At 39.2% G+C, this 21,288-nt stretch carries 19 protein-coding genes; 12 read left to right on the top strand and 7 right to left on the bottom strand.

Annotated elements, in window-relative coordinates:
* Nucleotides 1-1,109: 1,109 nt before the first annotated feature.
* Complete coding sequence (locus SLH51_RS00270; protein WP_335958209.1) at nucleotides 1,110-1,964, bottom strand: S8 family peptidase; 855 nt, start codon at nucleotides 1,962-1,964, stop codon at nucleotides 1,110-1,112.
* A gap of 29 nt (nucleotides 1,965-1,993) precedes the next feature.
* Nucleotides 1,994-2,680 carry a hypothetical protein gene (locus SLH51_RS00265; RefSeq protein WP_335958208.1) on the bottom strand — a complete coding sequence of 229 codons (687 nt, stop codon included), beginning with the start codon at nucleotides 2,678-2,680 and terminating at the stop codon, nucleotides 1,994-1,996.
* Nucleotides 2,681-3,577: 897 nt separating this feature from the next.
* Here SLH51_RS00265 and SLH51_RS00260 point away from each other — a divergent pair.
* From SLH51_RS00260 to SLH51_RS00210, 11 genes are all read left to right on the top strand, one after another.
* Complete coding sequence (locus SLH51_RS00260; protein ID WP_335958207.1) at nucleotides 3,578-4,597, top strand: Gfo/Idh/MocA family oxidoreductase; 1,020 nt, start codon at nucleotides 3,578-3,580, stop codon at nucleotides 4,595-4,597.
* 60 nt (nucleotides 4,598-4,657) lie between these two features.
* Nucleotides 4,658-5,662 (top strand): LacI family DNA-binding transcriptional regulator, encoded by a 1,005-nt coding sequence (locus tag SLH51_RS00255; RefSeq protein ID WP_335958206.1) that lies wholly within the window; start codon nucleotides 4,658-4,660, stop codon nucleotides 5,660-5,662.
* Nucleotides 5,663-5,853: 191 nt separating this feature from the next.
* Nucleotides 5,854-6,879 (top strand): inositol 2-dehydrogenase, encoded by a 1,026-nt coding sequence (iolG, locus tag SLH51_RS00250; RefSeq protein ID WP_335958205.1) that lies wholly within the window; start codon nucleotides 5,854-5,856, stop codon nucleotides 6,877-6,879.
* A gap of 21 nt (nucleotides 6,880-6,900) precedes the next feature.
* Entirely contained in the window at nucleotides 6,901-7,905 is a 1,005-nt protein-coding gene (iolC, locus tag SLH51_RS00245) for a 5-dehydro-2-deoxygluconokinase (RefSeq protein ID WP_335958204.1), read from the top strand.
* Between the two features lie 45 nt (nucleotides 7,906-7,950).
* On the top strand, nucleotides 7,951-9,414 hold the full coding sequence (locus tag SLH51_RS00240) for a CoA-acylating methylmalonate-semialdehyde dehydrogenase (RefSeq protein WP_335958203.1): 1,464 nt from the start codon (nucleotides 7,951-7,953) through the stop codon (nucleotides 9,412-9,414).
* A gap of 102 nt (nucleotides 9,415-9,516) precedes the next feature.
* The gene (gene iolD / locus SLH51_RS00235) at nucleotides 9,517-11,436 is read left to right on the top strand and encodes a 3D-(3,5/4)-trihydroxycyclohexane-1,2-dione acylhydrolase (decyclizing) (protein ID WP_335958202.1); all 1,920 of its coding nucleotides are present in this window, start codon (nucleotides 9,517-9,519) and stop codon (nucleotides 11,434-11,436) included.
* Between the two features lie 14 nt (nucleotides 11,437-11,450).
* Nucleotides 11,451-12,347, top strand: a complete 897-nt coding sequence (gene iolE, locus SLH51_RS00230; RefSeq protein ID WP_335958201.1) for a myo-inosose-2 dehydratase — start codon at nucleotides 11,451-11,453, stop codon at nucleotides 12,345-12,347.
* A gap of 300 nt (nucleotides 12,348-12,647) precedes the next feature.
* On the top strand, nucleotides 12,648-13,463 hold the full coding sequence (iolB, locus tag SLH51_RS00225) for a 5-deoxy-glucuronate isomerase (protein WP_335958200.1): 816 nt from the start codon (nucleotides 12,648-12,650) through the stop codon (nucleotides 13,461-13,463).
* Nucleotides 13,464-13,592: 129 nt separating this feature from the next.
* A complete protein-coding gene (fba, locus tag SLH51_RS00220) occupies nucleotides 13,593-14,474 on the top strand; it encodes a class II fructose-1,6-bisphosphate aldolase (RefSeq protein WP_335958199.1) in 882 nt (293 codons plus the stop codon).
* A 28-nt stretch (nucleotides 14,475-14,502) separates the two neighbouring features.
* Nucleotides 14,503-16,236 carry a solute:sodium symporter family transporter gene (locus tag SLH51_RS00215; RefSeq protein WP_335958197.1) on the top strand — a complete coding sequence of 578 codons (1,734 nt, stop codon included), beginning with the start codon at nucleotides 14,503-14,505 and terminating at the stop codon, nucleotides 16,234-16,236.
* A gap of 62 nt (nucleotides 16,237-16,298) precedes the next feature.
* Nucleotides 16,299-16,688 (top strand): tautomerase family protein, encoded by a 390-nt coding sequence (locus SLH51_RS00210; protein WP_335958195.1) that lies wholly within the window; start codon nucleotides 16,299-16,301, stop codon nucleotides 16,686-16,688.
* An 82-nt stretch (nucleotides 16,689-16,770) separates the two neighbouring features.
* Here the strand turns inward: SLH51_RS00210 and SLH51_RS00205 are convergent, their stop codons facing one another.
* Nucleotides 16,771-17,520 carry a DeoR/GlpR family DNA-binding transcription regulator gene (locus SLH51_RS00205; protein ID WP_335958193.1) on the bottom strand — a complete coding sequence of 250 codons (750 nt, stop codon included), beginning with the start codon at nucleotides 17,518-17,520 and terminating at the stop codon, nucleotides 16,771-16,773.
* Between the two features lie 220 nt (nucleotides 17,521-17,740).
* Between SLH51_RS00205 and SLH51_RS00200 the strand changes: the two genes are divergently transcribed.
* Nucleotides 17,741-18,487 carry a sulfite exporter TauE/SafE family protein gene (locus tag SLH51_RS00200; RefSeq protein ID WP_335958192.1) on the top strand — a complete coding sequence of 249 codons (747 nt, stop codon included), beginning with the start codon at nucleotides 17,741-17,743 and terminating at the stop codon, nucleotides 18,485-18,487.
* A 257-nt stretch (nucleotides 18,488-18,744) separates the two neighbouring features.
* On the opposite strand, the gene SLH51_RS00195 is transcribed toward SLH51_RS00200, so the two are convergent.
* From SLH51_RS00195 to SLH51_RS00180, 4 genes are read right to left on the bottom strand one after another with little or no spacing between them, the layout of a single operon-like run.
* Nucleotides 18,745-18,984 carry a DUF6429 family protein gene (locus tag SLH51_RS00195; RefSeq protein ID WP_335958190.1) on the bottom strand — a complete coding sequence of 80 codons (240 nt, stop codon included), beginning with the start codon at nucleotides 18,982-18,984 and terminating at the stop codon, nucleotides 18,745-18,747.
* A 26-nt stretch (nucleotides 18,985-19,010) separates the two neighbouring features.
* Complete coding sequence (locus SLH51_RS00190; protein WP_335958189.1) at nucleotides 19,011-19,181, bottom strand: hypothetical protein; 171 nt, start codon at nucleotides 19,179-19,181, stop codon at nucleotides 19,011-19,013.
* Nucleotides 19,182-19,215: 34 nt separating this feature from the next.
* Nucleotides 19,216-19,974: a YibE/F family protein gene (locus SLH51_RS00185; protein ID WP_335958188.1), complete on the bottom strand. Its 759-nt coding sequence runs from the start codon at nucleotides 19,972-19,974 to the stop codon at nucleotides 19,216-19,218.
* Nucleotides 19,971-21,080, bottom strand: coding sequence for a YibE/F family protein (locus SLH51_RS00180; protein WP_335958471.1), 1,110 nt, complete (start codon nucleotides 21,078-21,080; stop codon nucleotides 19,971-19,973). Before SLH51_RS00180 ends, SLH51_RS00185 begins: the two co-directional genes overlap by 4 nt.
* Between the last annotated feature and the right edge of the window lie 208 nt (nucleotides 21,081-21,288).

Below are 21,288 nucleotides of genomic sequence, written 5' to 3'. Positions count from 1 at the left end.
CCTTATTTCATAAATTTGTCTACTAGTCTAAGACCACTTCATCGTAGGACAACTGTGTAAACGTTGTCTTTGTACAAAACGAGACTATCTTGTAAAATTTGGGTTATTTGTAAAAAACGAATAATATGGCGCAGTTAGATTGAACTAGATCGGGGACAGGTTCCTTGTCCCACCTGACCTTAGATGAAAGAATTATTGTGAACGACTCTCGGTTGATCGTTTGCTGAGGTGGTTGTTTTGTTGCAAATACTAGATTATTGAAATTCTCTCAAACTCATAAGTTTCCAAGTATATCAAATCAAGTAGCTGGTCATAATGTTGGTACAAGCTACTTGGAGGGGAAAACAATGAGTGATGGGATGAAAACAATTGTAGGTGCGGCAGTGTGTATTTGCTTTTTAATAGGAGTTCTTATATTTAATGTAGTTCAGTTTTGAGCGCTAAGGACAGTGGGGACAGGTTCCTTGTCCCAGAGCAGAGCGAAATGATAATGAAGAGAAAAAAGCTTGGAGAATCAGTGCCAGCCAGTTACTACCTATGGATTTATCTGCAAGTTTAGTTGGTGAGTCAATTCCTATTTAACAATGGTTTTTTAAAAGATCTACATTTGCTATTAATAGTGAATATACTTTGACTCTGGATCCCTGCCACCACGAAGGTTCATCTAATTCGTTAAGTGAAATGGGACGAGGAACCTTCAGGCACTGAAACGGTTCAAGATGCACATGCAACACGTTTCTGATGAACTATGTTTAGAAGATGATAAGGTCATAGTAAGAATTTCTGATAGCGAAATCAAGCAATATCTGAATAAACTAGGAATTCCAAGCGGTAGCGCTTTGCAGCAATTGGATAAAGAAAATCGGAATGATATACTGCGGAAACTTAAAAAGCTAGAAGGGGTACATCCGACAATTGTCGAGAATAACCGGAGTCTCCAATAGTGTGATCCAACGTCTACAGTAAAAGGGGTTGTCCCAAAAGGTCTGTTTTTTAACCTTTTGGGACAACCCCGAAGCAATGAGCGGAGTTGGTTTCTTCTCTCAAGGCGAGTAGCGAACCGAGCCATTGCCACCTCTTTTTTGGCTTATGAGACAGCCTCGATCCACTCAGCCTAAAAAGAAATCACGATAATCAGTTTTATTATCATTAATGTCATTTAAAATTTCTTTAATTTCTTCAATACTAATAGTTGGGTCTTTTTCTTTCATTAAAGCAACATAGCCAGCTATAATAGCGGAAGATTGAGAAGTACCAGTTGATAAAAACTCTTCATTTCCAACCCCGGAAACAGTCACATCAACACCAGGAGCATTAATATCGACTTGATCCTTAGCATTAGTTTCTGTCCATATCTCCCCTTGGTTGTTTATGGCACCTACTGAAATGACCTTATCCATATTTGCAGGAAATAACATTTCAGTAGTCCCGTAATCACCTGACGAAGCTATGATAACAATATTCTCTTTAATAGCTCGATCCAAACTATATTTTACTACATCATTTTCAAAATAAGAGCCTAGACTAAGACTAATAACACTCACGTTTTGATCAATAGCTTGTTCAATAGCTTCAGAAATAACGTTAGGTTTAATTGATTCGTCAGTATTCATTACTTTAATTGATAAAATTTCACACATTGGACAAATACCAACAGCACTCTTACTACCCTTTATTAAACTAAACATCATTGTTCCGTGACCATTAACGTCGTATGGTTCTTCACCATCAATCAAATTAATATTCTTGTCAAGATTACCAATTTGATATTCCGAAATACCACTGTCTATTATTGCTATTTTTTGATTTTCACCATTTACAACACTATGAATTTGTTCATAACCAATAAACTCATTTTCCCATGTTTCTTGAACAGAACCATAGGAAAATAAGTAGTTTATTAGTATGATAGTCGCAATTAGTAAAAAAATTATTGTTGAAATGCGTAACCATTTTTTTTTCATCTACAATTATTAACCTTTCATATCAAAAATCACTGTGTTCTCATACTATATACTAAAGCCCAAGTAACATCTGCAATTATACCTCTATTAGAAAGTCCATTATAATAATCAATACTATTCGTGAAGGCAAAATAGTATGAAGATGCAACAGCACCTATAACAAACCCTGTGCCCATTGAAAAGAACGCTACAGCACCTCCTGCAACTACATGCCCAAGTGCTAATTGTTTACCACCGTATGACCATTTAGCAGCTGCCGCAGTGCTTCTATAATGTCTTTTTCCCCACCAGTAACCTGTAGTATAGGTTGATCCACCTTGAAGGTAAAAATTTTCGTCATTATTTTCAATTAAAGTACCATCACTTAAAGCTTTTAATTCACCATTTTGTATTTGTTTATTTGTTTCCTTAATTCCTTTTGTAATCTCATCAATAAATGACTTTTTAGTATAAACTACGTCTAAACCTTGTTCTTTTGCTAACTGATTAATCGCTTCAATATCCTCTTTTTTAATGCTTTTACGAATATTTATTTCATTTAAACTTATACCATCACTTTTAACGTTGACATTCTTTTCTATGTTAGTAATAACTGTTTCTAATTGCTGGTTTAATTGCTCGCCTGTTTTGTTACCATCTTTTGTAAAAGCCGTTGTACTAAATCCTGAAAAAATTAAAGCTACTACCAAAATCATAGAAATAAATTTCGTTTTCATAGAAACACCTCTCCATATTATGTAAGTTATTTTGAACTTTTTAATAATAACCTAATAATCTGGAAATAAAAACCCTAAATTACAAGTTTTTAGTAAATTTAATAGTTTTTATATAATTGTGATTTGTGATATAGTGGGAAAAGATGGCAACAGTGTTGTTCCCTTTCTAGAAATAATAAAATAAAACATAACTAGAACAATTTTATATTGAGGAGGTACAGAACATGAGTAACAGATTATCAGTTTTTTTTGTTATATTATTAGTTTTTGGAATGGTAATAGTAAGTAGTTTAGATTTCTCTTATACTGTCCAAAAAATATATTACTTCATTGAGATGCTTTTGCTATTTGCTGTAGTTTGTGAGTTTCTGTATAGAAACAGACGAAAAGAAAACAAAACAACTTGATTTTTGGGGACAGGTTCCTTGTCCCTCCTCCCTTAAACATTAATACAATTAACAAGCAGGTTATTATTTTTGATGATCTGTGAGAACTGAAGGCCTACTGAGCTGGAGTGTAGATTGCTATGCTGAAGCTTGGTGGTTTTTTTGTTGTTGAGAGAGAGTTGGGAATCAGAAGATGGAGCGAGTGACCATCTCCTAAGTGTGATCTAACTTCTACATTAAAAAAGGTGATGTCTCAAAAAGTGAAGTGACCCCAAAAAGAGCGGCAATTGCTCCGCACGCTGCGCGCCTTTTTTGAGAAATCCACTCATAAAAGGCTTAAAAGAAGGCAGCGGCTCAGCTAATCGCTTGGAGGTAGTCTCAAAAAAAAGATTGAACAATCTAAATTGATAAGATACAATTCAACTGAAGGTAAGCGCTTTACCAAAAGGCTGGAGGTTGGGTCATCACCATTGGTCATTAGAAGATAAATGGATTGAGAGGAGCAAAGAACATGTCAAAAAAAGTACGTACAGCAGTATTTGGTTTAGGTAGATTAGGGTATTGGCATGCGGTAAATGTTGCGAAAAGCCGTAATGCTGAACTGGTTGCTTTGTGTGATGTAAATCTTGAGGCGGCAGAAAAGATTGCAGCGGAACTAGACGTTCCCAGCTTTACCAATAACCCCGAAGAAATTTTTCAGGATGATCAAATTGAAGCAGTGGTTGTTGCGTCCCCGACTAATACTCACTTTGACTTACTAAGCAAAGCATCTGCCACTGGCAAGGCGATTTTTGTTGAAAAGCCACTCACGATTGATTTACAGGAAGCATTTGAGATTAAAAAAATTCTCGAGAGTAACAATACGATTTGCCAGGTCGGCTTTATGCGCCGGTTTGATCCGGCATATGATGCGGCAAAGAAACGAATTGATGCAGGCGATATAGGGAAACCGATTTATTTCCGTGGGATTTCTCGTGATCCAGTTGCTCCACACGAATCGTTTATCGAGCATAGTGGTGGGTTGTTTATCGATGTTGCGATTCATGACTTTGATATTGCACGTTATTTAATGAATTCGGAAGTGTCATCTGTCAGCTCACATGGCCGTGTCTTAAAATATCCCTTCATGGAAAAGTACGGTGATGTCGACCAATCCCTCACCTATATGGAGTTTGCCACTGGAGCTGCAGGAGATGCTGAGGCAAGCCGTAATGCCTATTACGGGTATGACATTCGGGCGGAAGTGATTGGTACAGAAGGGTCGATCTTCATTGGAAATCTTCGTCAACATGATATCCAAGTATTAACAAAAGCAGGGAACACGCATGATATTCTGCCAGACTTCCCGACTCGTTTTACAGATGCTTATTCATTGGAGCTAGAGGACTTCTTTAGAGTCGTTATCGAAAAAGCCGTTCCACGCGTAACAGTAGAAGATGGTGTAAAAGCACTTGAAATTGCTTACGCTGCAACAGAAGCCTTTAAAACAGGACAAAAAGTAGACCTGTCAAAAGCAATGAGTCGATTGTGAAATAAAAGTCCTTCATGGTAAAATGGATGGATGACTGAAAATTAAGGAGTATGATGAACAATGAAGCCCACGATTTATGATGTTGCCAAAAAAGCAGGGGTTTCGATTGCAACTGTTTCCAAAGTGATCAATAATACAGGTCGGATCAGTGAAGAAAGAAGAAAAATGGTCATGAAAGTGATGGAGGAACTCGACTATCAGCCAAGTAGCGTTGCGGCTGCCTTGACGGGGAAAAAGACGTACACAATCGGCGTTTTGATTCCAGACATAGCCAACCCCTTTATTGCTGAAGTAGCGCGGGCACTGGAGAATGAAGCTCGTGAAACGGGTTATACGATCATTTTATGCAGTACGGATTATCAATTAGAGCGTGAACATGACTATTTAGAACTTCTATTAAAAAAGCAAGTAGATGGGATTATTATTGCAACGGAACCAAAAGATATCGAAGTATATGAGAAGTTAAACAAAAGGAAAATTCCTCATTTGTTTTTTTCTGTTGAACCACCTTCCTTTCTCTCAAATGTTGTAACAGTTGATGATGTTCGCGGGGGATACTTAGTGGGACAATATTTGCTAGCAAAAGGCCACCTGGATGTCGCCTTGATTGCTGAACCAAACAGATCTAGTGGACGTTTGCGTGTGGAAGGGTTTATGCAATCCCTGAAGGAAGCGGGGGTTACGTTTAATGAGAAGTGGCTTATTCATTCCAAGTCAAAAGTGGATGAAGCAAGAATTGCCGCTCAGGAAGTTTTAAACTTAAAGAAGAGACCAACCGCTCTTTTTGCTGGAACGGACTTAATTGCGACAATCTTTGTGAATGAAGCGAGAAAAACGGGGGTTCGCATTCCTGAGGATATTTCTGTGATTGGCTTTGATAATACGGTGCATGCAGAGCTTGCAGATCCAGGGTTAACGACCATTGCCCAACCGATTAGTGAGTTAGCTTACTACGCGATTCATAATCTATTAAAGTCGATTGAAAACCCGAATACACCTGGACATCGGGTCATACTGATGCCGGAGTTAATTGAACGGCAGTCAGTAAAGAGGATAGATTCTTAAAGAGCGGTAAGTACAGAGCGAGTATTTGCTGTTTTCTTTCCCTCTTTGGTTAAGCGCTTAATTAATTTTTAAATAAGTAACGATTTTATCTTGTAAAATGAGTTAATGACGATATATAATGGACTTAAGAAAACGCTTAATTAACTACAAAGTTTGGTTAAGCGCTTAATCCTATCGGTGGGAGGTAACAAATGAAAAAACTAACTTTAGGAATTATCGGAGCAGGACGAATTGGAAGATTACATGTTGATAATTTGCAACTTGTTCCGGAAATTCATGTAAAAAGTGTTTCAGATGTTGTGATTGATCATCTTAAATCTTGGGCTTGTGAAAAACAAATTGACGTTTTAACAACGGATTATAAAGAACTATTACATGACTCTGAAATTGATGCGGTGTTTATTTGTTCGCCAACAACAACACACGCAAACCTCATAAAAGAAGCGGCAGCGGCGGGGAAACATATTTTTTGTGAAAAACCAGTCAGTTTCTCTGTAGAAGAAACAGAAGAAGCTCTTGCTGAAGTTAAAAAGGCTGGCGTTAAAATTCAAGTTGGGTTTAATCGTCGTTTCGATCCGAATTTTCGAAAGATTCGCTCGCTTGTTCAGGAAGGGACAGTTGGAACGCCACATATTCTGAAAATTACGTCGCGTGATCCTGAGCCGCCAAATGCTGACTATGTAAAATCTTCTGGTGGGCTATTTATGGATATGACCATTCACGATTTTGATATGGCGCGTTATGTCATGGACAGTGAAGTCGTAGAGGTGTCTGCTTATGGTACCGTCTTAGTTGATCCGGCCATTGGTGAAGCAGGAGACATTGATACAGCTATTATCACATTGAAGTTTGCAAATGGAGCACTAGGTGTCATTGATAATAGTCGCCAAGCTGTTTATGGGTATGATCAACGTGTTGAAATCTTTGGTGACAAAGGGACAGCCCAAGCTGAAAACAATCGTGCAACGACTGTTGAAGTGTCAACGGCTGAGCATGTAACAAAAGATAAGCCATTGTACTTCTTCCTTGAGCGTTACACACAAGCATATATAGATGAAGTAACTGAATTTGCAAAAGCGTGCCTAGAAGACACTGACGTTACGTGTACGGGTTTCGATGGGCTTCAAGCAGAGCGTATTGCCAAAGCTGCAAAGCTATCCCTTCAAAAAGGGCAACCAGTTCAATTGTCTAGCATCGCTCAGATCGTAACAAACTAGTAATGGAAAGGATGGGATAATATGAATCCGCTTACGTTTAAACAAGACCGCCCTTTAGATCTTATTGCAATTGGACGCCTTTGCATCGACTTAAATGCGAACGAAACGAATCGTCCAATGGAAGAAACGAATACCTTTACAAAATATGTTGGTGGGTCACCAGCGAACATCGCGATTGGTTCTGCTAGATTAGGTCAAAAAACAGGTTTCATCGGAAAAGTGTCAGATGACCAAATGGGCCGCTTTATCACAAATTACTTAGAAAAAAATAAGATTGATACACAGGGAGTTACGGTTGATCAAACAGGTGCGGTGACAGGTCTCGCTTTTACAGAGATTAAAAGTCCAAGTGATTGCAGTATTTTAATGTACCGTGATAATGTAGCCGACTTGAAACTACATCCTTCTGAGGTAAGTGAGGATTATATTAAACAAGCAAAAGTGCTTTTAGTTTCAGGAACGGCGCTTGCACAAAGTCCTTCTCGTGAAGCGGTGTTTGTAGCACTAGAATATGCAAATAAACATAACGTTACGGTTTTCTTTGATCTTGATTACCGTCCATATACGTGGACAGACGAAGCAGAAACGGCTGTTTACTACAACTTAGCGGCTGAAAAATGTGATGTTATTATTGGAACTCGTGAAGAATTCGACATGATGGAAAAGCTGCTTAATATCAACGAGTCAGACGATCATTATACGGCATCCCGTTGGTTCTCCTATCGTGCTGAACTCGTTGTCATTAAACATGGTGGAGAAGGTTCAATTGCCTATACAAAAGATGGAGACTCACATCGAAGTGGAATCTTCCCGGCGAAAGTTCTCAAAACATTTGGAGCTGGTGATTCTTATGCATCCGCCTTCATCTACGGTTTGATGAATCAGAAAACGGTATCAGAAGCGATGAAGATGGGAAGTGCTTCAGCATCGATTGTTATCTCTCGTCATAGTTGTTCAGATGCAATGCCAACAATTGAAGAATTGCAAAATTATATCGATACAGCTGAATATGAACCAGTAGTCTAATAGCATTCTAAAAAACAATCATTTGCTAGAAAGGGAGTATGAAAAATGACACAAACAGCAGTACAAACGTTAAAGAACTATATTGGCGGCGAATGGGTGGAGTCTACTTCTGACAAAACAGAAGTGGTTTACAATCCAGCAACAGGGGAAGAATTGGCGATTGTTCCAATTTCAACAAAAGAAGAAGTAGACAAGGCGGTTCAAGTTGCCAATGAAGCGTTTAAAACGTGGTCTCAAGTAGCGGTGCCAAAGCGCGCGCGGATCCTTTTTAAGTATCAACAGCTATTAGTTGATAACTGGGGTGAGCTTGCAAAGCTCGTCACACTTGAGAACGGAAAAAGTTTAACCGAAGCAGAAGGCGAAGTTCTTCGCGGGATTGAATGTGTTGAATTTGCAGCAGGAATTCCAACATTAATGATGGGCAAGCAGCTTCCAGATATCGCAAGTGGTCTTGAGTCTGGGATGTACCGTTATCCGATTGGAGTAATTGGCGGAATTACCCCGTTTAATTTCCCGATGATGGTTCCATGCTGGATGTTCCCACTCGCGATTGCTTGCGGAAATACGTTTGTATTAAAGCCATCAGAGCGTACGCCGCTGCTTGCACAGCGTCTCGCTGAATTGTTTGAAGAAGCTGGTCTTCCAAAAGGTGTGTTGAACATTGTGAACGGTGCTCATGATGTTGTAAACGGTTTACTAGAGCACAGATTGGTAAAAGGAATTTCATTTGTTGGATCGCAGCCAGTAGCAGAATATGTTTATAAGACGGGAGCGGCAAACTTAAAGCGTGTTCAGGCTCTTGCAGGTGCGAAAAACCACTCGATCGTCTTACAGGATGCCAACCTTGACAATACCGTATCACAAATTATCGGGGCAGCATTCGGTTCAGCTGGAGAACGTTGTATGGCAGCGGCGGTTGTAGCGGTAGAAGAGTCGATTGCAGATGAACTTGTTGCAAGATTAAAGCAAGCGGCAGACGAGATTGTCATCGGAAATGGACTTGATAAAGGGGTATTCCTCGGACCGGTCATTCGCCAAAGCCATAAAGAACGTACACTTGGCTATATTGAAGCAGGTGTAGAGCAAGGGGCAACGGTTGTTCGTGACGGTCGTGACGATGCAGCAACATCTGAAGAAGGATACTTCGTTGGACCAACGATTTTCGATCACGTGACGCAAGAAATGAAAATTTGGCAGGATGAAATTTTTGCGCCTGTTCTATCGATTGTCCGAGTGAAGGATTTGACAGAAGCGATTGATGTCGCAAATAATTCAAGTTTTGCTAACGGAGCTTGCCTTTATACAGATAGTGCAGTTGCCGTTCGTCAATTCCGTGAAACGATCGAGTCGGGGATGCTTGGTGTGAATATTGGTGTTCCTGCACCAATGGCATTCTTCCCATTTTCTGGCTATAAGGAATCATTCTACGGAGACCTTCATGCAAATGGAACAGACGGCGTTGAATTTTATACAAGAAAGAAAATGTTAACTGCTCGTTATATGAAGTAATCCAATGAATACGGGGAAGTGGTGGGATGAAACTTATTCGTGCCACTTCCCTTTTCGCTATTTGAGAATGACTACTTTGTTTTTTAGAGAGGAGCTTACATCGTGAAAACGATTCGTTTAACAACAGCACAAGCGCTTGTGAAGTTTTTAAATGCGCAATATGTAGAATTTGACGGGAAACAAGAACGGTTTATCAAAGGAATATTTACAATTTTTGGGCACGGGAATGTGTGTGGGATTGGTCAAGCACTTGAAGAAAACGTTGGAGAATTAGAAGTATACCAAGGACGTAACGAGCAAGGGATGGCCAATGCTGCCATGGCTTATGCCAAACAAAAGCATCGCAAACAAATACTCGCTTGCACGTCGTCTGTAGGACCAGGAGCGGCAAACATGGTGACAAGTGCGGCGACAGCAACGGCTAATAATATCCCGCTTCTTTTATTACCAGGGGATGTATTTGCCACTCGTCAACCAGATCCGGTTTTACAACAAATTGAACAAACGCATGACTTATCGATTTCAACAAATGACGCGTTTCGTGCGGTCAGTAAATATTGGGATCGCGTCAATCGTCCGGAACAACTGATGTCTGCGATGTTGAATGCGATGCGGGTACTCACAAATGCTGCTGATACAGGGGCAGTCACAGTTGCATTGCCACAGGATGTGCAAGGTGAGGCATGGGACTTCCCGGAAAGCTTTTTTGAAAAACGAGTATACCGGATTGAGCGCCGCATGCCTTTTGTAGAAAGTGTCCAAGACGCGGTTAGCCTGATTCAATCAAAGAAAAAGCCATTCTTGATCTTCGGTGGCGGGGTACGCTACTCGGAGGCGGCTGATACGTTTGTGCAATTTGCGGAAACGTTCAACATTCCATTTGGAGAAACACAAGCAGGGAAAAGCGGGATCGAAAGCAATCATCCATTGAACTTAGGTGGAGTTGGCGTAACAGGGAATCTGGCAGCGAACACGATGGCAAAAGATGCGGATTTAATTATTGGTGTAGGGACGCGCTTTACCGATTTTACAACAGGGTCAAAGCATCTCTTTGCAAACGCTGACGTTCTGACGATTAACATATCTGAATTTCACGCTGCAAAACTTGACGCTATCAAAGTGGTAGCGGATGTAAAAGCAGGGTTGGAAGCGATTGCGGCTGAACTTGGAGACTATCGTTCTTCCTATGAAAATGAAATTGTGGAAGCGAAACAAGCTTGGGACGCTGAACTAAACCGTTTATGTGACATTACTTATGGTGAGAACTTCAAGCCAGAAATTGAAGGGCACTTAGATGATAAGCTGCCTGAATATAAAGAGGCATTAGGGTCGGACTTAACGCAAACAAATGTCATCGGAGTAGTCAATGATCTAATCGAGGACGATGCCATTATTGTCGGGGCATCAGGTAGTCTGCCTGGTGACCTTCAAAGAATGTGGGTGTCCAAATCACGAAACACCTATCATATGGAATATGGCTATTCTTGTATGGGGTACGAAATTGCCGGGGCTCTTGGAGCAAAGCTTGCCGAGCCAGAACGTGAAGTGTATGCGATGTCGGGGGATGGCAGCTATTTAATGCTTCATACCGAACTTGTGACCTCGCTTCAAGAAGGAAAGAAGATCAATGTTGTTCTCTTTGATAACTCTGGTTTTGGCTGCATTAATAACTTACAAATGGAAAATGGCATGGGTAGCTTTGGAACCGAGTTTCGAAAACGCAACCCTGAAACAGGGAAAATGGATGGTCAACTGATGACGATTGATTTCGCTAAGGTAGCAGAAGGGTACGGAGTGAAAACCTATTCTGTTCGAACGGTGGAAGAACTAAAAGCGGCACTCGGGGATGCGAAGAACCAATCGGTTAGTACGTTGATTGACATTAAAGTCCTACCGAAGACGATGACGCATGGCTATGATTCATGGTGGCATGTAGGGGTAGCAGAAGTATCTGAAAACAACAGCACCAAGACTACTTTTGAAAACAAAGAAACCAACTTACAAAAAGCACGCGCATACTAACGGGGGGAAGCGACATGTTTAAGGAGAACCAAGTCAAATTAGCGATTGCACCAATTGGCTGGACGAATGACGATATGCCGGATCTCGGTGGCGACGTCACATTTGAGCAATGCATAAGTGAAATGGCACTCGCTGGTTTTACAGGCAGTGAGGTTGGCAATAAATACCCGCGTGATACAGCAGTTTTAAAGAAAGCATTACACTTGCGCGGACTTGAAATTGCGAGTGCGTGGTTCAGTGCTTTTCTCACATCTAAACCTTTTGAGGAGACAGCAGAAGCCTTTATGAGACACCGAGACTTTTTACATGAAATGGGTGCAAAGGTGATCGTTGTTTCAGAACAAGGAAACAGCATTCAAGGTCAAATGAGCACCCCGTTATTTGAGGAAAAACCTGTTTTCACAGAAGAGGAATGGTCGTTATTTCTTGATGGGCTCGAGCGCTTAGGTGATCTAGCAGCGGAAAAAGGGATGAAGGTTGTGTACCATCATCATATGGGGACCGGTGTGCAAACAACAGAAGAAATTGCGAAGTTGATGGAAGGGACAGATCCTGCGAAAGTGTCCCTCCTTTATGATACCGGTCATCTTGTGTTTTCAGGGGAAGACCATTTAGAGGTTTTAACGAAATATATGGACCGTATTCATCATGTACACTTAAAAGATGTCCGTGCGGATGTTGCCGAAAAGGTTAAGGAAAACAAGATGAGTTTCTTATCTGGGGTGAAAGAAGGAGTATTTACGGTACCAGGAGATGGACAAATTGACTTCAAACCTGTTTTCGAATTGTTAAGTGAGGCAGGGTACGAAGGCTGGTTTGTGGTGGAAGCAGAGCAAGATCCTGCCGTCGCAAATCCTTTTGAGTATGCAGGGAAAGCTCGCCAGTATATTCGTGAAATGAGCGGACTTTAAGAAGTTTCCTAGATCCTGCGTACGTAAACATGTACGCGGGATTTTTATGAAAGTGAAAGTTGAAAAGAAAGATGAAAAAAGGATTGACTGAAAGAGCTTTCAATATTATGATAGGTTTATAAAGTTACTCAATAGTTACTCAGTAATGCATCATAATATATCAATTATATGGATAAGTATTTGTTAAATTTGGTTCTTTAAACGAAATATGACTCAAGAAAACCTAATATACTCTCATTCAATATTCTAAAAATAGGTAAGAGAATACAAAACTTATTAAATAAGTAAGGGGGAAGTGCATTGAGTAAATTATTACGCAAGCCTAATAAAGCAGAGCAAGATGTTACCGTTGTCCATGATATTCAAACAGAAAATTCTTCTTTGGAATATGTTGAATTCAAAATGATTGACCTAAAGCCAGGAGGAACATACTCCGAACAGTTAGGGAAGAAAGAATGTTGTATTGTTGCCGTAACAGGCAAAATTAATGTGACCGATCATGACCAAACATTTGAGAACATTGGAACGCGCGAAACGGTTTTTGAACAAATCCCAACGGATAGTGTTTATGTATCAAATGATCGTGGCTTTGAAATTGAGGCAGTAAGCCAAGCTCGTGTCGCTCTATGCTACTCACCATCAGAAAATCAACTGCCTACGAAACTGATTAAAGCATCTGAAAATGGGATTGAACTTAGAGGAGTCGAAAACAATAAACGGTTAGTTCATAATATTTTACCAGATTCAGATCCATCCGCTAATCGTTTATTAGTAGTTGAGGTTTTCACGGAAAGTGGAAATTGGTCTAGTTATCCTCCACATAAGCATGACCAAGATAATCTTCCGAATGAGTCTTTCTTAGAGGAAACGTATTATCACGAAATGAACCCAAATCAAGGATTTGTCTTCCAACGAGTTTATACAGATGACCGTTCCATTGATGAAACAATGACAGTTGACCACGGAGATGTCGTCATTGTACCAGCAGGTTACCATCCGGTTGGCGTTCCTGATGGCTACACTTCTTATTATTTAAACGTCATGGCAGGGCCAAAACGCATTTGGAAATTCCATAACGATCCAGATCATGAATGGATCTTAAAAAGCCGTCAGTAATTGTAAGGTGGATATCCAACATAGTATGTAACTACTTAAAACTAGAAGCGTTATTATTAATAGAAGAGAAAGAAATGAAACATCACGATGTGTAAGCAAGTGGAAGTCTAAAAAAGAGGGGGATGGCAAATGGCATTAGTTCCTATGAATGACATGCTAATCCAAGCAAAAGCGGAAGGGTATGCGGTTGGACAATATAATATTAATAGTTTTCAATGGACAGAAGCCATTTTAGAAGCTGCCCAAGAAGAAGAGGGGCCAGTCATCCTAGCTTCATCTGATCGTCTCGTTGATTACTTAGGTGGTTTTACCATGATTGCGACAATGGTGAAGTCCTTAGTCAAGGTAAAGGGAATTACCGTTCCAGTTGCGCTGCATTTAGATCATGGGATGAGTATTGAGCGCTGCAAACAAGCGATTGATGCTGGATATACCTCCGTTATGATTGATGGTTCTCATTATTCGATTGCAGAAAACATTGCGATGACAAAGCAAGTCGTTGGATATGCAAAGGCTCATGGAGTATCCGTTGAAGCTGAGGTTGGTACGATTGGTGGAAATGAAGACGGATTAATCGGTGGGATTACATACGCAGACCCTGATGAATGTTTCCGGCTTGTTCAGGAAACAGAAGTCGATGCTTTGGCAGCTGCTCTAGGTTCTGTCCACGGGCCTTACCAAGGTGAACCGAAATTAGGTTTTGATGAGATGAAGCAAATTTCCGAGTTAACCGGGATTCCCCTTGTCTTACACGGAGGTTCAGGAATTCCTACATATCAAATTCAAAAAGCCATTGAACTTGGCCACGCAAAAATTAATGTAAATACCGAGTGCTTGCAGGCTTGGACGAAGGCAGTTCGTGACGTATTAACGAGTGATTCTGCTCTTTATGACCCTCGTTTCATCCTGACTCCAGGGAAGCAAGCGGTTAAAGAAACAGTAAAAGAAAAAATGAGAGAGTTTCATACGAGTCATAAAGCGCATCTTGCATCAAGTTTTAATGAAAAGTAGCGGAACTTTTATAAAAGGGGGACTACCAATGGTATGGATAATCTTTGCTAGTTTCGCAATTTACACGATCTTTGTCATGTGGTTTTCATGGTACAAAACAAAGGGAACAGATATGACGACGACCGATGGTTACTTTCTAGGGGGTAGAAGTTTAACAGGGATTGTAATCGCTTTCTCACTAATTTTAACGAATTTGTCTACTGAACAAATTGTTGGACTGAATGGACAGGCATATGGTGAGTCGATGGCAGTTATGGCATGGGAAGTAACATCTCCGCTTGCATTAATTGTGATGGCCCTCATCCTATTACCAAAGTATTTAAAGGCTGGACTTTCAACGATTCCAGATTTTCTTGAACGACGTTATGATTTACGAACAAGACAAATCGCGTCGATCTTGTTCTTAATAAGTTACGCTGTTGCGTATTTACCGGTCGTCCTTTATTCTGGAGCATTGGTACTTGATAGTATCTTCTCGTTGACATCAATCACCAATTTGAGTCCATTTACGCTCGTCTTAGTCATCTCGGCAACGATAGGGGTGATTAGCTTAGGGTATGTAATCCTTGGAGGACTGAAAGCGGCAGCAATGAGTGATACGATTAATGGAATCGGGTTAATTATTGGTGGTCTTCTTATTCCAATTTTAGCTTTAGTAGCTCTTGGAAAAGGAAATTTGGCTGGGGGCGTGCATGAGTTATTGAACGCAAACCCAACAAAACTAAACTCTTTTGGCGGTATGGAGTCATCTGTTCCGTGGCCGGTGTTAATTACCGGGATGCTGTTTAATAACATTTTCTATTGGGCGATGAATCAATCGATCATCCAACGAACATTTGGTGCAAAAAACCTTGCTGAAGGACAAAAAGGGGTATTATTTGCTGGTCTATTTAAAGTATTTGGCATGAGTTTCTTAGTCTTACCAGGAATTATTGCCTACTTGCTATATGGAAACACATTAAGCAATAATGATGCCGCTTATCCAACACTTGTTATTGATGTTCTTCCAGTGGCTTTATCTGGGTTTTTGGCAGCTGTCTTGTTCGGCGCCATCTTAAGTTCATTTAATAATACGTTGAATAGTGCGATTACATTGTTCTCTTTAGATATTTATAAGCCTATTTTCAAACCGCAAGCAGCAGAGAAAGAACTTGTTAAAGTTGGTCGAATCTTTGCCTTTGGTTTGGCTATTGCGTCGGTTATCGTTGCTCCATTTATTATGTATGCGCCTTCAGGTTTGTATGCTTATTTACAAGAAATGAATGGATTTTATAACTTGCCGATTATTGCGATGATCCTTGTTGGATTTTTTAGTAAAAGAGTTCCTTCCTATGCAGGGAAAGTGGTCATTGTCGTTCATATTGTCTTGTATTCCTTATCGAAAATATTCTTGGCTGATGTGAACTTCCTTTATGTCCTATCAATTCTTTTAGCAGTTGATATTTTCGTGATGCTTGTGTTAGGAAGAATGAATCCTCGTGAAACACCGTTTGTATTAAATGATTCGAAAAAGGTTGATTTAACACCGTGGAAGCATGCAAAGGCGTTTTCAGCATTTCTAGTTGTCATTATGATTGGAGCGTATGCCTTCTTCTCGCCAATTGGTGTTGCAGAAGCGATGCCAAATGCTTACTCGCCATCACAGGTTGTCTTCTTAGTTGTCAATTTATCCATTGTCGGGTTAGTCGGCTGGTTCTGGTACAGCTCAAATAAGAAATTAGAAGCAGCGGCTGATAATGAGAACGAAAGTAAAGTGAGTTAACTATACGGTTAAAAGAAAGCGATTTCCTGTAGTAGAAAAATAAACGAGGTGGAGGGAGTTACATGCCATTAATTCGATTTGATTTAATAGAAGGTAGAGATGAACAAGCCGTAAGAAAATTAGTAGATGCTGCCCATCAAGCGATGGTACAAGCTTTCGGAGTACCAGAGAGAGATCGTTATCAAATTGTTAACCAGCATCCGGCGCATGAAATGTTCATTGAAGACACAGGTTTAGGTTTTGAGCGTAGCAAGGACGTGGTTGTAATCAGTGTGACGAGCAAAGAACGAACAGAGGAGCAAAAACAGCAATTCTATCGGCTAATGGTAAGTGAATTAGGGAAACAGTGTGGGATAGAGCCAAATGATATCATGATTTCAATCGTGACGAATGGAAATGCGGATTGGAGCTTCGGCTACGGTGAGGCTCAGTTTATAACGGGGAAATTGTAAAATAGCAAAAAGAGTGGATCCTCTAAGCGAGGATCCACTCTTTTTACCCGGGTTACACGATTATCTTTCAAGTAAGCACTACCTAAAAGATAAGTTTAATATTGTTTTTCTTTACAAACTCTTGATACTCGTCGTTTGGAAGCTTATCTGTTACTAGATAGTGGATTTCTTCTAGGTCACAGTATGTAGTTAGCGCATATTTATCGAATTTTTGATGATCGACTAATAAAAACACTTCGGGACATTTTTTCACGGCTGAACTTTTAATTTCACTCTCAAGTGGAGAAGAATTTGTGACACCGTTTGTAATAGATATACCTGTTGAAGCCATAAAGGCCTTGTTAATATTATAGGTTTTGAAAAGATCTAATCCTTTATAACTAATGAATGACTTCGTTTTTCGTTCAATCATCCCACCTGTAGAGAAGATGTTTACGTTGTCATAAGGCATTGCTTCTACGATGAAATCTACGTTATTTGTCACAACTGTAATCTTTTTCCCTTTTATAAACTCCAGCATTTCGAAAGTCGTTGTCCCTGAGTCTACGAAAATAATATCGTCATCTTCTACATACTCGGAAGCAAGTTTAGCGATGATTCGTTTCTCACCCTGGTTCCGAACTTTTCGGTCATTGAACGAGACGAGAGTAGAATGGTTAACGGCAACCCCTCCGTACACTTTTTTAAAGTCCCCTTGTTCTACTAACACTTTGATGTCTCTTCTAATGGTGTTTTTGGAGACACCAAATACTTCTACAAGTTCATCTAATGATACGGTCTCATGTTTGGAAACATACTCTTTAATCTCGTCTAGTCTTTTTGTTTTTAACATATTGATGCCCCTTTTAATCACGAAACTTTGTACCTTAAATTATATCATAATTGACAGTAGGGGACAGGTTCCTTGTCTGAATTCGTATGAGGTGTGGGCAGAGTATATTGTTGAGTATTTGTCTAATCATAAAAGGAACTAGTAAGGGGGAGGCAATGCTATAATAGGAATAGAGATATCCTTTTAGTAAGGTACGTTAATTAGAAAGGTTCGCTGTTGTATGTTATTAGAATTGACCATTATATTTTTGGTGTTGCTTTTTGGGAGTTTCATTCAAGGGGTTAGTGGGTTTGGCTTTGGACTGATCGCGATGAGCTTTTTGCCCTTATTGTTTACGGTAAAAGAAAGTACACTTCTTGTTGTGTCATTGGCACTTGTCTTGTCGGTGAGTATTGCTTTGCAATTATTTAAGCATATTCAATGGCGTACAATCATCGTCATTTTGTCTGCTGCGCTGATTGGGCGTGTAGGTGGATTTTTTATTTTGCATTATTATGGGGAACAAGACATTTTGAAGGTATTCCTTGGGGTGTTTTTGCTTGCGGTTGTTATTTATTTATTCCGAAGCAAACCTCCGAAGCCAGATTCGAAGGTTAATAGGACTTGGCTTCCTGTTATCCTAGGACTCGGTGGGGGTCTTGTAGGTGGAATGTTTGCTGTTGGTGGACCATTTTTTGTTTTTTATTTCCTTTTGCTCTATCATGACAACAAATATGCATACAGTGCCAATCTTCAGGTGACATTTGTTCTTACCGCGCTCATAACCGTGACGTTGCACGGAGTAAATGGTGATTTTTCCTTGGGCTTTCTGGGGTATTTCCTAGTGGGACTAGTTAGTGTCCTTATCGGGTCTCGTATTGGGGTTCGGTTTTTCGCAAAGCTTTCTCAAGCAAACATCAAGAAACTCGCAGCCATTGTTGTTGCGATTGCAGCAACCAACCTGATGGTGACGGCTCTTTTGCTGTAATAGAGACGGTGGGGACCTGTCCCTACATGTCCTGTTAACTAGTTTTGTATATATTTATCTTTTGTTTGATTATGTAAAAAATGATTGAGTTGAACAGCGTTTAATTTGTTATTTTAAGGATGAGCCCTTAGGAATGGTTCGTTTTAAACTAAAAAATCCTCGACCATAGTAAAATAAATTTCTATGGTCGAGGATTAAATTCACTTCGTGGTAACACTTTAGTTTGTTAATAACTCATTTTTGTGTTAAGGGGACCGTTATTGTTCTTTGATATTATATTTCTTCATCAGCTCTTTAGCGTGTTCAATCCCTTTTTCTGTTAGATATACTGATTTTGATCGCTTACTGTCACGAATGAAGTCATTCTCTGATAATTCGTTAAGCGACTCAAAAGGATAACCTTTCCAACTCCTTTGAGCTTCACCTAAACCATAATCCTCTTTAAAAGACGTTAAATGCAATAATAATAATGTTAATTCATCAATCTGATCATTCATTTGTGTGGAGTCCTTTCACTTTTATTTCAATTAATAAAAATATCTGCGATAGAATATAAAACTGCGCGACCACTAATTTTTACACGGTCACCATTATTTTTACAATATATCGTTCCACCTCGTTGCGACACCTGACGAGCAACCATTTCAGTTTTTTCCAAGCGTTCTGTCCAAAATGGAACTAGACTACATTGCATTGCCCCGGTAACAGGGTATTCCTATTGAGGTGTCTCAATTTTTCCCCTTCACTAAAAACCATGCAGTAATCCAGGAAGTAATAGGAATAACGAGAGTAACACCAATTCCAGCACAAAGTATAGTTATCATTTCAGCACTAAATATTTTCGAATTTACAATTTCCCCCACTGAATATGATAAATCTTTAAACCAGATTAGCAATGCAAGGTAGCCTCCAAAGAAGGCGAAAAAGAGCGTATTCGTACTTGTTCCTAAGATATCTCTCCCAATATTTAATCCAGATGTAAATAAATCTTTTCTACTAATTTGTGGATTGTGATAATGTATTTCACGCATGGGAGATGAAACAGCAATGGCGGTATCAGTGATGGCACCTATTGTACTCATAATGATCACAGAAGCGCCAATTTTAACAAAGTCTACCCCGATATAAAGGGAAAATATACTAAGTTCCTCTATTTCTTCTTCACCAAAACCCTGAATCATTGCCTTATCAGTTATGAAAAAAATAAAAAAGAGTAAAATAATGGTTGAGATGATAGAAGAAGTGAATGCTGTTTTTGTTTTGCTGTTCACTTCATTAATATAAAAGAGATTGATACAGCTAATTGCTACACATGCGATTAAGGTTAAGGTAATCGGATTAATGTTTGGGGCATTCATGAACATAATGGTAATAATGATCACACCAAAGTTGAAAAATAAAGCCAAAAAAGACCTTACTCCTTTTCTTCCTCCAATAAGGGTCATTAAGATAAATAAAATGGATGCTAGCACCACGAGTACATTCATAATCTGGCCCTCTTTCTATTAACGAAAAAAATAGCCGTATACAGACCTATTGGAATGGTTAACACAATTCCAATACCACCAGCTAACGCTCGAGCCAATTCCAATGAAAGGTTCATGGAAAGGGTAAAACCAAATGGAGAAGCATTCTTAAAATAGAGAATAAGAATTGGAATAGAACCACTTATATAGACAAAAAACAAAATATTTGTCATGGTTCCCATAATATCTTTTCCAATTTCCATTCCTGATTTTATCAGTGCTTTTATTGGTATGTTGTTATTCTTTTCATACAACCCAAAGATAGAAGAGGACATTGTAATGGCTACGTCCATAACGGCACCTAGAGATCCAAGGAATAATCCTGCCAGAAACACCATTTGATATGGTCGAGTAATAAATTGCAGTTCTTCATACCGTAGACCTTTTTCTGAGGTTAACCATAAAACCAGGTAGGTAATGAATAGTGAAATGAAAGTTCCGATTAAGGTTGCAATAATGGCTGCATATGTTTTTTCATTTAATCCGTTAACGAGTAATAAGGAAATCACAGTAAATAAAATAACACTTATACTGCATATCAACAGTAGGCTTATGTTTGAATTATTCAGATAAACATCCAATGCATATGATAACAGTAGTGCATTGATTACCAAACTTATAATAGAGTACAACCCTTGTTTTTTTCCTACAAAAAGTAACGTAAAGATAAAAATCCATGCAACAATCAGAAGATATTTATCACGTTTTACGTCTTGTATAGTTCCAGTTAAATCTCCATTATTTTCTATATTCGCATCAATTGTAACAAATAGTTGATTTCCAACATGAAATTCATGATCATAAGCTTTCGATGATGAATAGTCATTAACTAAATGAATAAGCTTCCCTTTTTCTTCTCCATTTTTTACTTCTGCAATTATATTCTGTGTGAAGAGATAATCTTCATTATTTAATAAATCAATCATTTCGGTTTTGTCTATCAGATTCGTCTTTATGACTTCAGCTATTGGACGTTCATAGAAAGAATAATTATTATTAACAAAAACAACACTGGCTGTAAAACAAAGTACAACTATTATGTAAAAAAGTATTTGTTTGTAAGTCATTTTTTTAAATGAGTTTATTATAAAATCCAAAAGAAACCTCCAACTTGGCATCCAATATATTGAGTACCGATTCGAATTATTATAAATGATTATTCAAAAAGTGCACCCTTTTGTAAAGTAGGATATGGGGCATTATCTAGCATGGACAATGGACTTAGAATATCAGTAATGTTTTAAAGCCGTCAAGAAAGAAACGCACCTTTTGTTC

Source organism: Halalkalibacter kiskunsagensis (genome assembly GCF_037027555.1).
GTDB classification, from domain to species: domain Bacteria; phylum Bacillota; class Bacilli; order Bacillales; family Bacillaceae_D; genus Halalkalibacter; species Halalkalibacter kiskunsagensis.
The sequence above is the reverse complement of the archived record's forward strand: the minus strand, read 5'-3'. Positions and strand labels throughout refer to the sequence as shown.